We start from the raw sequence: 11,176 nt of genomic DNA, 5'->3' as shown, positions 1-11,176 counted from the left end.
GGAGAGTCCATTTTGAACGCTCGTCGACTGGGTGGGCTCATACGTGCTGGCTGGTTTCGCACGCCAATTTACTGCGGTGTCGTTGTCCCATGCGGGCGTGAAGGTCGGATCTCGGATCGGCCTCGCCTCGCTGGTGCTGCTTGCGGCTGCCGGTTCGGTTCATAACGCCGCGGCGCTGAACGAAACCAAGACGCTCTCCTTCCATCACACCCATTCCGGCGAAGACCTCACCGTCACCTTCAAGCGCGACGGCCGCTACGACGAAGCCGCGCTGAAGACGCTCAATCATTTCCTGCGCGACTGGCGCACCCAGGACGAGACGGTGATGGACCGTCACCTGTTCGACATCCTCTGGGAAGTCTATCGCGACGTCGACGCCAAGCAGCCGATCCAGATCATCTCCTCCTATCGCTCCCCCGCCACCAACGCCATGCTCCGCCGCCGCTCCGCCCATACGGGGGTGGCGCGCTTCAGCCAGCACATGCTGGGCCATGCGATGGACTTCTACATTCCCGGCGTGCCGCTGGAGCAGATCCGCTTCGCGGGCCTGCGCCTGCAGCGTGGCGGCGTTGGCTTCTACCCGACCTCCGGCTCGCCCTTCGTGCATCTCGACACCGGCAACGTCCGGCATTGGCCGCGGATGACGCATGACCAGCTCGTCCGCGTCTTCCCGGACGGGCGCACGGTCCATATCCCGAGCGATGGCGTACCGCTGAAGGGCTATGAACTCGCCAAGGCCGAGATCGAGCGTCGAGGTGACAACGACGGCGCGGGCGCCGGCAAGCCAAGCTTCTTCGCTGCCCTGTTCAAGGGCAAGTCTGCTCCGGCCGCCAGCAGCGACGAGGATGACGAGGGCGCTCCTGCCCCGACCGCCAAGCCCGTTCCGCCGACCGTGGTCGCCGCAGCCAAGCCTGCCGAAGCAAAGCCTGCCGATCCGGTTCCGACGCCCCGCGCCAAGCCGTCCGTCGCCGCCGCGATCCAGCTCGCCTCGGCCGACGCGCAGCTCGTTGCGCCGCCCAGGCCGAAGCCCGCACCCGTGGCTGACAAGCCGGCGTCCGGCAAGCTCGAGACGCCGGCCGACATCATCAATGCCCGCGGCTTCTGGGATGATATCCAGTCTGCGCCGCGGCAGGCGACGCCGGCCCAGGTGGCTGCGCTAAGGGCTCGCCAGGCTCTTGCCGCCGCCACCGATCCGCAAGCCACAGCAAGCATCTCCAACGCGACCCTTCAGGCGCTGGCTTACGCGCCGGCCGCTTCTCCGGTCGACCGCGCCAACGTCGTCGCCGCCTCCGCGCCGATCCCGCGCGGCCTGCGTCCGGTGTCCGCGGCCCGCAATTCCGCGCCGGCCAACGAGATCAACACCGTCGTCGGCAAGAGCACCGATGGCATGATCGCCACCGCGACCCGGCTATCCGCCGCCAAGGGCGACAGCATCTGGCTCAAGATCGTGATGCTGTCCCCGAGCGCCAGCCGTGCGATGTCGGTGACGCTGATGGGCGAGCTCGATATGGTCGAGATGCGCGGCTATTTCGTCAAGCCGCACGCCGTGGTCGCAATGGGCTTCACCGACGATCCGATGCAAGGCCTGTCCTGCGACAGTTTTTCGGGCAGCGCGACCGCAAGGATCGAGACGACGTCGTTCGTGATGCGCACCGCCGCGCTACGCTGATAGCCGCGACCGTTTCCACAAACTCAGTCTCGTAGCCCGGATGCAGCGCAGCGCAATCAGGGCCGGGCTACGGGCGCGCGGCGATCTCAGGCGCAAACGCCTCAGATCATTCCAAGCGCCTGCATGTAGGTCTCGAGGATCGTCTCGGCCTCGGCGCGCTCGTTGGGATCCTGCTTGCGCAGGCGCACGATGGTGCGCAGCGCCTTGACGTCGTAGCCGTTGCCCTTGCTCTCGGCATAGACGTCACGGATGTCGTCGGAGATCGCCTTCTTCTCTTCCTCCAGCCGCTCGATGCGCTCGATGATGGATTTGAGCTGGTCCTTGGCAAATTTCGTCGCGGGCTCGTCGTCGCGGACGGCGGCGGAGGTGGCCATCTTGGTACTCCCAATGGAACTGGCAAAACGAGGTGACGCCGGCATCCTCACCGCGCGTGCTGGGTAGACCCTTAGGGTTGGCGCCGTCAGCGTTCAAGCAAGCATCGCGCTCGTCCACAGCGCGCCCACACCTTCCTGCAGGCGAGCAAAGAAAGCTGTTGTGTGGTGCGACTCAGGCCGCGCCAGTCCCCTCAGTGGTTGTGAGGATGGACCTTCTTCATCGCCTCGATCTGCTCAGGGGTCGCCGTGCCCTGGTACTTTGTCTTCCAGGTCTCGTAAGGCATGCCATAGACGGCCTCCCGGCTCTCATCCTTGCTCAACGCGACGCCTTGGGCGTCGGCGGCATCCTTGAGCCAGTTGGACAGGCAGTTGCGGCAGAAGCCGGCCAGATTCATCAGATCGATGTTCTGGACGTCGGTCCGCGTCTTCAGATGATCGACCAGACGCCGGAAAGCGGCCGCCTCGAGCTCCGTTCTGGTTTTATCGTCGATTGCCATGGCTGGACCTTTCGGCTGGACCTTGATGCTGGTCACCCTTACGGGATCAGGTGGGGTTCTGTCACAGATTTTGCCATATCGCGGCGCAAACGGCCGCTGGGCCGACCATTGGGCAATTCCCCGGCCCTACGCCAAATCGTCAATCATCTGGTATACGTTCCGCGACAATGATCGCCGAATCTCCCCGCTCCCCCCTTCGCCTGCTCGCCCGGTTGGTCCCGGTGCTGGCGCTTGGCCTGTTTTGCCTTTGGGCCAGCCCGGCCTCGGCCGACTTCCGGCTTTGCAACAACACCGCCAGCCGGGTCGGCATCGCGCTCGGCTACAAGGATGCCGACGGCTGGACCACCGAAGGCTGGTGGAACATCTCGTCCCGCTCCTGCGAGACCCTGCTGCGCGGCACGCTGGTCGCCCGCTACTATTACATCTACGGGATCGACTACGACCGCGGAGGCGAATGGTCGGGCCAGGCCTTCATGTGCTCGCGCGACAAGGAATTCACCATCCGCGGCACCGAGGACTGCCTGGCGCGCGGCTATGACCGGACCGGCTATTTCGAGGTCGATACCGGCGAGCAGCGGGCCTGGACGGTGCAGCTCACGGACGCCAACGAGCAGCCGTCACAGCAGCGTGTCCCCGGAATGCCTGGCCCGGTTGGCCCTGGTGGCGGCGTTCCGGGTTTGCCCAATAGCCCGCCCGGTGCTACGCCCCCGGGCTCGCCCGGCCTGCCACCGGCCGCCGCCCCGCCCCCGCCTGGAAATAAGCCATGAGGCGTCTTCGCCGTATCAAGATTCTCGCGACCCTCGGACCTGCCTCTTCGGATCTCGCGATGATCCGCCGCCTGTTCGAGGCCGGCGCCGATCTGTTCCGCATCAACATGAGCCACACCCCGCATGACAAGATGCGGGAGCTGGTGGCGACGATCCGCAACGTCGAGAGCAGCTACGGCCGCCCGATCGGCATCCTGGTCGACCTCCAGGGCCCGAAGCTCCGGCTAGGTGCGTTCGCCGAAGGCTCGGTCCAGCTCCAGAACGGCCAGACCTTCACGCTCGATTCCGACAAGACGCCCGGCGATGCCAGCCGCGTCAACCTCCCTCACCCCGAGATCCTCGCTGCGCTCCGGCCCGGCCATGCGCTGCTGCTCGACGACGGCAAGGTGCGGCTGATCGCGGAGGAGACGTCCAAGGAGCACGCGGTGACGCGTGTCGTGGTCGGCGGCAAGATGAGCGACCGCAAGGGCGTCAGCCTTCCGGATACGGACCTGCCGGTCTCGGCGATGACGCCGAAGGACCGTGCCGACCTCGAGGCCGCGCTCGTCACCGGCGTCGACTGGATCGCGCTGTCCTTCGTGCAGCGCGCCGACGACGTGATCGAGGCCAAGAAGATGATCCGCGGCCGCGCCGCCGTGATGGCCAAGATCGAGAAGCCGCAGGCGATCGACCGCCTCGCCGACATCATCGAGGCTTCGGATGCGCTGATGGTGGCGCGCGGCGACCTCGGCGTCGAGCTGCCGCTGGAGCGCGTGCCGAGCCTGCAGAAGCAGATGACGCGCATGGCCCGCCGCGCCGGCAAGCCGGTGGTGATCGCGACCCAGATGCTGGAATCGATGATCCAGTCGCCGGTGCCGACCCGCGCCGAAGTCTCCGATGTCGCCACCGCCGTCTACGAGGGCGCCGACGCCATCATGCTGTCGGCGGAATCAGCGGCCGGCAAATTCCCGGTCGAGGCGGTCTCGACCATGAACCGAATCGGCGAGGAGGTCGAGCGCGACCCGACCTACCGGTCCGTGATCACGGCGCAGCGCCCCGCACCGGAATCCACCGCGGGCGATGCCATCGCGGACGCCGCGCGGCAGATCGCCGAGACGCTCGACCTGCCCGCGCTGATCTGCTGGACCAGCTCCGGCTCGACCGCCGTGCGCGTGGCGCGCGAGCGGCCGAAGCCGCCGATCGTGGCGATCACGCCGAACATCACCGCCGGCCGCCGGCTCGCCGTCGTCTGGGGCGTGCATTGCGTGGTGGCGGAAGACGCGCGCGATCAGGACGACATGGTGAGCCGCGCCGGCCAGATCGCGTTCCGCGACGGTTTCGTCCGCGCCGGGCAGCGCGTGATCATCGTCGCCGGCGTGCCGCTCGGCATCCCCGGCACCACCAACATGGTGCGCATCGCCTCCGTCGGCCCCGAGGGTGACGCGAATTTGTGAGGCTGCCGGCAGGCCGCAGACCAAGCCGGCCAAAACAACCCCATGCACAGTAGCCGGCTGATTCTGCCTGCTTCGCGCGGGTCTTGCGAAAAGGCGTGCTCAGGCAACGGCCTGAGCGCAGTCAGGCCACCGCCCGTGCCGCAGCGACATTTCAAGCCCCGACCAGCGCCTTGGTCGTCGGCAGCAGCGTCTGCTGCACGACGAGACCACGAGCGCGGGCGTCCATGACGCCGACGGCGCGCAGCGCCAGCAGCGTCACGGTCTGCACCGCATCGCGCATCTTCGCGGGATCTTCGAGATTGTCGGGTGCCAGCGGTCCGACCAGGGCTTCGTGCAGCGCGCCCAGCAGCGCGGTTGCGGCCAGGGACGTGTCCTGCGCCGGCAGATGGCCGGCGCGCACCGCGGCGTCGATCCGGGCGGCGATCTCACCGGCGATCTCGCGGCGGCTGGCCAGGCGGGAGGCGCTGACATCGACATCGACGGGCTCGGCCAGGATGCCCCAGGCCAGCCGGCGCTGCGAGAGAGTATGGACCGCCACGGTGGTGACGGCCGCTGCCAGCGCGGAGGACGGCCCCGGCGCGGCGTCGGCCGCGCGCCTGATGGCCGCGAGCTCGTCGCGGGAGACCTCGGAAATCAGTTCGGAGATCAGCTCGGCCTTGGAAGGGAAATAGCGATAGACCGTGCCCGCCGCCACATTGGCCCTGATCGCGACCGGCGCGATCTGCACCGCCGCCATGCCGCCTTCGGCTGCGGCTTCCCTTGCCGCCGCCAGGATGGCGCTGCGCCGAGCCGCAAGGCGCTTCACCACTTGATGCGTCCGCCGATAAACCATGGCGCGCTTCCTGTCCCACCACGCCTGCCGCACGCCCCGCGGCCGAACGCTTCGTCACCGAATTCGCTGCAAATCGCCCCGCAAGGACTGAACAACTATTCAGGGAGGATGACAAGAACCAAATGCGTGGCGCGTCACGCTTGGAAGAACCTTGCAACGCTGCGCTGCAAACAGCTCAAATTGCAGGGAATCGATTGGTAAACGGCTGACCACGATTCTTACCGCGGTCTTAAAGCGCCTCGGCGACTGTCGCTGCGACCCAACCCGGTGCAGCATGGTCGACACGGACGCCAAGATCGCCTGGCAGCTCTTTCATTTGAACTGGCTTCCCATCGCAGTCATGGGTGGCCTGCTGGCGCTCGGACTCTCCGTCACCGGCCTCAGGCTCGAGCCGGTCGCCTACGGCATCACGTTCGCGATCGCCGCGTCCCTCGTCGCCATCGCCTATCGTCACCGCATCGCCAGAGGCGATCTCGCCGATCCGAAACTGATCTTCTCGCTCGGCACGATCGGCCAGGTCATCATGACGTGCGCCATCGTCGGACCGCTGAGCTACGTCGCCGGCAAGATGGGTTTTCCGCTCCAGGACCATGCGCTGCTCGCGGTCGATCGCGCGCTCGGGTTGGATCCAGAACCGATCGCACGCCTCGTCAACGAGTATCCCTGGCTCGCGGACGTCCTCGCACGCGGCTACAGCCTGATCAAATGGCCGCTGCTCGGCGTCCCCGTCGTGCTGGCGCTGACCGCGCGTTACGTACGGCTGCAATTGTTCATGCTGGCGATGAGCCTTGCGCTCGCCGTCACCATCGCGATCTCGGCGCTGGTGCCGGCGATCGGCACCTATTACGCACTGCAATTGCCGGCCGCGCAGCTTCCCGACGTCAACACCGCTGTTTACGCCGGACAATTGCGCGACATCCTGGCGCTGCGCGACGGCAGCCTGCACGAACTGCAATTGTTCAAGCTGTCCGGCATCGTCTCGTTCCCGAGCTTCCACGCCGCCTCCGCCGTGCTCTACATGTGGGCGCTGTGGCCGGTCCGCCGCATCGGCGGCATCGCGGCCGCACTCAATCTGTTGATGATCGCTGCAACGCCTGTCATCGGCGCGCATTACATCGTCGACGTTGCCGGCGGCATTGCGCTGGCGGCAGCCTCGATCTGGGCCGCGAAGGCCTATCTGGAGTGGATGGGCCGCGCGGCGAACAGCGTTGCGAAGGACGCATCGCCCGTTTGGCAGCCTGGCCTCGGCTAGAACTCCCGTAAGGTGCCGTCGGTGCTAAACTCGCAATGACGCTGGGGGTACACCGTGCCCACCACCTACGTGACGTGGGCACGCTTCGCTTTGCCCCATCCTGCGGGACCTTCAATGCCCCGTCCCAAACGAAAAGAGCCCCGTCCGAGGACGGGGCTCTTTGAACTCTGAGTTCGTCTCAGCTTACTTCAGGCTGGACGAGATCGAGCCGAACTTGGTGTTCAGCGTGGTGCCGAGGTTGTTGACGACGGTGATGATCGCCAGCGCGATGCCGGCAGCGATCAGGCCGTATTCGATGGCGGTGGCGCCGGATTCGTCCTTCACGAAACGCGAAACGAGGTTCTTCATAGACTGCTCCAAAAGGTACACGAGGCTTCAATGGTCTGGTCTCTTCGGCTTCCCAGCGCCGCCCGACCATGGAACTCAACGTAAGGGCAAAGACTTGCGCCGCAGTTAATTCGACTGCGTAAACACGGAACGGATTGCATGTATTCGCCGATGGTAAACCGAAATTGAAAACGATCGGTTAAATTGCAAGGACACGAGACGGCGTCTTGTTTCGACGTGTTTGCCTGACGCCAACAGGTATCCACTTGTCGCAAGAGCCTCGATTGGTTCCGCCGGTTTACTGGAAGTTATGACCGTCGTGGTCCAATGCCGCCCGCTCGGTCCACCCGACAAAAACAAGACGAGGCGGCATGTCCCTTTCCTTCACCAACAGCATCACGGTACAGAGCCGCGCGCGCGCGCTGGTACCGCTGTGTGTCGGCGCGGGCGCCTATCTCTTCTTCCTCCATGTCGGCGATACGCTGCTTCAGGACTCCGACTCGTTCTGGCAGATCAAGATCGGCCAGTGGATCCTCGATCACCACGCCCTGCCCTACACCGACTTCTATTCCTTCACGCGGCCGGGCGAGCCCTGGATCTCGACGTCGTGGCTGTCGCAGATTCTGTTTTCGGCCTCCTACTCGCAATGGGACTGGGCGGGACCGGTGATCCTCACCGCGCTCGCGATCGCCGCCTCGGTTGCGATCTTCGTCTACCTGCTCGATGCCCATCTCGAAATTCCGCGCTCGGTGCTGTTCGCGATGCTGGCGGTGCTGCTGTCTCTGCACCACATCCTGGCGCGCCCGCACATGCTGGCGCTGCCGGTCATGATCGCGTGGGTCGGCGTGCTGATGAATGCGGCCGACCGCAAGGTGACGCCGTCCTGGGTCTGGCTGCCGCTGATGTCGCTATGGGCGAATTTGCACGGCGGCTTCGTGCTCGGCCTTGCGCTGATCGGCCCGATGGCGCTCGAAGCCATCTGGACGCTCGATTCCGGCAAGCAAATCCGCCTCCTCGCGCGCTGGTTTCTGTTCGGCGTCGCCGCCATGGCGGCCGCCTGCGTCACGCCCTATGGCTGGCGCACCCTGCTGGGTGCGACCAACATCCTCAATCTCGGCGAATTGCTGTCGGTCATCTCGGAATGGATGCCGGCGAATTTCGCCTCGTTCTCGGCTTTCGAAGGCGCGATCCTCGGCCTGATCGCGATCGGCCTCTTCCGTGGCCTCACGCTGTCGCCACCGCGCATCCTGCTGATCCTGCTGTTCACCTGGATGGGCCTCACCCATGTCAGGAGCATCGAGGCCTTTGCCTTCCTGGTGCCGCTGGTGCTGGCCAAGCCGCTCGGCGAAAAGTCGCCGCTGCCGCAGTTCGATGCGCAAGCCACCGAGAGCTGGGCGGCGCGCTACGTCACGATCATGGGCGCCCTGATGATCGCGGCTGCGGCCTGGACTTCGACATCGATCTACATGTCGCATCACCGCTTCACCTTCACGATGGAGCAGACGCCGGTGGCCGCCGTCGACCTGCTCCAGCAGCGCAAGGCGCAGCGCATCTTCAACGCCTACCAGTTCGGCGGCTATCTGATCTCGCGCGACATCCCCGTCTTCGTCGACGGCCGCGCCGAGCTCTATGGCGAGAAGTTCGTGATGGATTTCTTCAAGGCGATCGAGGTCAAGAAGCTCGACAACCTGACGCGGCTGCTCGAAGAGTACAAGATCGACGCCACGCTGCTGGTCGCCGATAGCCCCGCCGCCCAGGTGCTCGATCACATCAAGGGCTGGAAGCGGCTCTATGCCGACAACATCGCCGTGATCCACGTGCGGGATGACGCGGCAGTCGCGGCCGCGCCGGCCAAGCCATGAGCATCGCGGCCAGTCTTCCGATCGCGCGCGCGCAGCGCAATCTGGCGCCGCTCTGCATCGCGGCCGCAAGCTTCCTGCTGCTGCTGGTGAGCGGCGACAGTCTGCTGCACGATCCCGACACACTCTGGCAGATCAAGGTCGGCCAGTGGATCCTCGATCATCGCACTGTCCCCTGGACCGATCTCTATTCGCTGACGCGCCAGGGCGAGGTCTGGCTCTCGACGTCCTGGCTGTCGCAGGTGCTGTTCGCGATTGCCGATGCCTGGTGGGGCTGGACCGGGCCCGTTGTACTCACCGCCGCCGCGATCGCGCTGGCGATGGCGCTGCTGCTGGCCTTCCTGCAGCGGCATCTCGACCTGCCTTACGCGCTGGTGTTCTGCCTGCTGGCGATGACGCTGGCCGCGCCGCATCTGCTGGCCCGCCCGCATGTGCTGGCGCTGCCGGTCATGGTCGCCTGGAGCGGCGCCTTGATGGCGGCGGCCGATCGCGGCCGCGCGCCGTCCTTCCTGCTGCTGCCGCTGATGGCGCTGTGGGCCAATCTTCACGGCGGCTTCGTGCTCGGGCTCGCCTTGACCGGCGCGATCGGCCTCGAAGCGCTCTGGCGCGCTGCGCCCCCGCGCCGGCTGGCGCTCGCGATGCAATGGGCCGCATTCGGGCTTGGCGCTTTGGCGGCGAGCTGCTGCACGCCCTACGGAATAGACACGCTGCTCGGCGCGGCCCGCATCCTCAGCCTCGGCAAATCGTTCTCCGTCATCGCCGAATGGCGTCCGGCCGATTTCAGCGCCTTCAGCCCGTTCGCGGGCGCCCTGCTCGGGCTGCTCGGTCTGGCGCTGATGCGCGGCCTGACCTTGTCGCCGCCGCGCGTGCTGCTGATCCTCGGCACCACCTGGATGGCGCTGGCGCATGTCCGCAGTATCGAGACCTTCGGCGTGCTCGTCCCTCTGGTGCTGGCGCAGCCACTGAGCGGATGGATCCGGCCCGCGTCAGAGGCACCGCGCGGCTTGCGGATGGCGCCCGGCGCCCCGGCGGCGCTGGCCGCGATGGCGATCGTGCTGGCGACCGCAAGCGCGACGGCGACCTTTGCCGCACATCACACCTTCGAATTCTCCACGGCGCAGACGCCGGTTGCGGCCGTCGACGTGCTGGCCGAGCGCAAGGCCGCGCGCGTCTTCAACTCCTACGGCTTTGGCGGCTATCTCATCGTTCGCGACATCAGGCCTTTCGTCGACGGACGATCGGAGCTCTACGGTGAAAAATTCCTGATGGACTATTTTGCGGCCGAAGACGGCCGCGACGTCTCGGGCCTGTTGCGCATGCTCGACGAGAACAGGATCGACGCGACCCTGCTCACGGTGGACTCACCGGCGGCCCAGATCCTGGATCATATCAAGGGTTGGAAACGGCTGTATGCGGACAAGATCGCCGTGGTGCATGTGCGGGACGATCAGGACGCCGCGCCATCGAAGTGAAGACGCAGCGGCAGGACGAAAATGTCGGCTTCAGGCATGAAGCATGCTGAAGCAGCAGCACCAGCCATTCGCGGCCTCCCCCATGGCCCGACAGTCCGCCAAGCACAGGCAGTTCCACCGATGTTGGGAGGCTGCCCGTCATGGATCAGCGCCAACGCTTTTGCATATTTTTCCTGATTTGGGAACGCCATCAAATTCTGCTCGTTGGAAGGGGGCCCATAAGGAGGAGAAAGCCATGAAGGTTGCGATCATCTTGCTGTCGGCGGTCAGCCTGGCAGCGGCGGCGCCGGCAGCTCTTGCACAGAACAGCACGTCGACCAAAACCCCCGGCCACGAGATGCAGACCAAGGGCGCGAAAGTCGGCAGCCCTGGCGCGTCCAGCTATTCGCCCGGCCACGAAATGCAGGCCAAAGGCTCCAAGAACGGCTCGCCTGGCGCGTCGGGTTATGCGCCCGGTCAAACGACCGGCTCGGCTTCCAGCCCAGGGAGCGGTAGCACGAAGAGGTAACAAGATTCCCCGACGCCCGCCGATTTTCCCGGCGGGCGTTTTCCTGCGGTCGGTCCGCCGCTGTTGCGAACAAAGTCGAGCGAGGTCGTAGATGCGTTTCCTTCCGGTAGTTCCCGCAATTTTCGTCTCCTTATTTGTCATTGCCAATCCCGCTTCAGCAAGGATCGGCCTTCCCCCCGCGCCGGC

At 65.8% G+C, this 11,176-nt stretch carries 11 protein-coding genes; 7 read left to right on the top strand and 4 right to left on the bottom strand.

All coding sequences use genetic code 11. From position 1 onward, the window contains the following. Positions 1–43 precede the first annotated feature (43 nt). On the top strand, positions 44–1,669 hold the full coding sequence (locus XH90_RS05855) for a DUF882 domain-containing protein (RefSeq protein WP_246755698.1): 1,626 nt from the start codon (positions 44–46) through the stop codon (positions 1,667–1,669). Positions 1,670–1,770: 101 nt separating this feature from the next. Here the strand turns inward: XH90_RS05855 and XH90_RS05850 are convergent, their stop codons facing one another. Then, positions 1,771–2,043, bottom strand: coding sequence for a DUF2312 domain-containing protein (locus tag XH90_RS05850; RefSeq protein ID WP_008546273.1), 273 nt, complete (start codon positions 2,041–2,043; stop codon positions 1,771–1,773). 191 nt (positions 2,044–2,234) lie between these two features. Beyond that, positions 2,235–2,540, bottom strand: coding sequence for a DUF1244 domain-containing protein (locus XH90_RS05845; RefSeq protein ID WP_194479643.1), 306 nt, complete (start codon positions 2,538–2,540; stop codon positions 2,235–2,237). Between the two features lie 167 nt (positions 2,541–2,707). Between XH90_RS05845 and XH90_RS05840 the strand changes: the two genes are divergently transcribed. Together XH90_RS05840 and pyk are read left to right on the top strand one after the other, a co-directional pair. Beyond that, positions 2,708–3,307: a DUF1036 domain-containing protein gene (locus XH90_RS05840; RefSeq protein WP_194479642.1), complete on the top strand. Its 600-nt coding sequence runs from the start codon at positions 2,708–2,710 to the stop codon at positions 3,305–3,307. Beyond that, positions 3,304–4,740, top strand: coding sequence for a pyruvate kinase (gene pyk / locus XH90_RS05835; protein WP_194479641.1), 1,437 nt, complete (start codon positions 3,304–3,306; stop codon positions 4,738–4,740). The genes XH90_RS05840 and pyk overlap by 4 nt, the downstream gene beginning before the upstream one ends. Positions 4,741–4,891: 151 nt before the next feature. On the opposite strand, the gene XH90_RS05830 is transcribed toward pyk, so the two are convergent. Continuing rightward, complete coding sequence (locus tag XH90_RS05830) at positions 4,892–5,572, bottom strand: helix-turn-helix domain-containing protein (RefSeq protein WP_194479640.1); 681 nt, start codon at positions 5,570–5,572, stop codon at positions 4,892–4,894. Positions 5,573–5,846: 274 nt separating this feature from the next. Here XH90_RS05830 and XH90_RS05825 point away from each other — a divergent pair, with 274 nt between their 5' ends. Further along, complete coding sequence (locus tag XH90_RS05825) at positions 5,847–6,824, top strand: phosphatase PAP2 family protein (protein ID WP_194479639.1); 978 nt, start codon at positions 5,847–5,849, stop codon at positions 6,822–6,824. Positions 6,825–7,007: 183 nt separating this feature from the next. On the opposite strand, the gene XH90_RS05820 is transcribed toward XH90_RS05825, so the two are convergent. After that, complete coding sequence (locus XH90_RS05820) at positions 7,008–7,172, bottom strand: Flp family type IVb pilin (protein WP_194466236.1); 165 nt, start codon at positions 7,170–7,172, stop codon at positions 7,008–7,010. 350 nt (positions 7,173–7,522) lie between these two features. Here XH90_RS05820 and XH90_RS05815 point away from each other — a divergent pair, with 350 nt between their 5' ends. From XH90_RS05815 to XH90_RS05805, 3 genes are all read left to right on the top strand, one after another. Continuing rightward, positions 7,523–9,013 carry a hypothetical protein gene (locus XH90_RS05815; protein WP_194479638.1) on the top strand — a complete coding sequence of 497 codons (1,491 nt, stop codon included), beginning with the start codon at positions 7,523–7,525 and terminating at the stop codon, positions 9,011–9,013. Further along, positions 9,010–10,482, top strand: a complete 1,473-nt coding sequence (locus XH90_RS05810) for a hypothetical protein (RefSeq protein WP_194479637.1) — start codon at positions 9,010–9,012, stop codon at positions 10,480–10,482. Before XH90_RS05815 ends, XH90_RS05810 begins: the two co-directional genes overlap by 4 nt. Before the next feature lie 235 nt (positions 10,483–10,717). Then, a complete protein-coding gene (locus XH90_RS05805) occupies positions 10,718–10,990 on the top strand; it encodes a hypothetical protein (RefSeq protein ID WP_194479636.1) in 273 nt (90 codons plus the stop codon). The last annotated feature ends 186 nt before the right edge of the window (positions 10,991–11,176 follow it).

It is taken from the genome of Bradyrhizobium sp. CCBAU 53338 (genome assembly GCF_015291665.1).
Taxonomy (GTDB): domain Bacteria; phylum Pseudomonadota; class Alphaproteobacteria; order Rhizobiales; family Xanthobacteraceae; genus Bradyrhizobium.
The sequence above is the reverse complement of the archived record's forward strand: the minus strand, read 5'-3'. Positions and strand labels throughout refer to the sequence as shown.

Coding starts and splice junctions, on each gene's coding strand:
- XH90_RS05850 (WP_008546273.1), bottom strand. CDS start 2,043: ATGGCCACCTCCGCCGCCGTCCGCGACGACGAGCCCGCGACGAAATTT.
- XH90_RS05805 (WP_194479636.1), top strand. CDS start 10,718: ATGAAGGTTGCGATCATCTTGCTGTCGGCGGTCAGCCTGGCAGCGGCG.
- XH90_RS05815 (WP_194479638.1), top strand. CDS start 7,523: ATGTCCCTTTCCTTCACCAACAGCATCACGGTACAGAGCCGCGCGCGC.
- XH90_RS05830 (WP_194479640.1), bottom strand. CDS start 5,572: ATGGTTTATCGGCGGACGCATCAAGTGGTGAAGCGCCTTGCGGCTCGG.
- XH90_RS05810 (WP_194479637.1), top strand. CDS start 9,010: ATGAGCATCGCGGCCAGTCTTCCGATCGCGCGCGCGCAGCGCAATCTG.
- pyk (WP_194479641.1), top strand. CDS start 3,304: ATGAGGCGTCTTCGCCGTATCAAGATTCTCGCGACCCTCGGACCTGCC.
- XH90_RS05820 (WP_194466236.1), bottom strand. CDS start 7,172: ATGAAGAACCTCGTTTCGCGTTTCGTGAAGGACGAATCCGGCGCCACC.
- XH90_RS05840 (WP_194479642.1), top strand. CDS start 2,708: ATGATCGCCGAATCTCCCCGCTCCCCCCTTCGCCTGCTCGCCCGGTTG.
- XH90_RS05825 (WP_194479639.1), top strand. CDS start 5,847: ATGGTCGACACGGACGCCAAGATCGCCTGGCAGCTCTTTCATTTGAAC.
- XH90_RS05845 (WP_194479643.1), bottom strand. CDS start 2,540: ATGGCAATCGACGATAAAACCAGAACGGAGCTCGAGGCGGCCGCTTTC.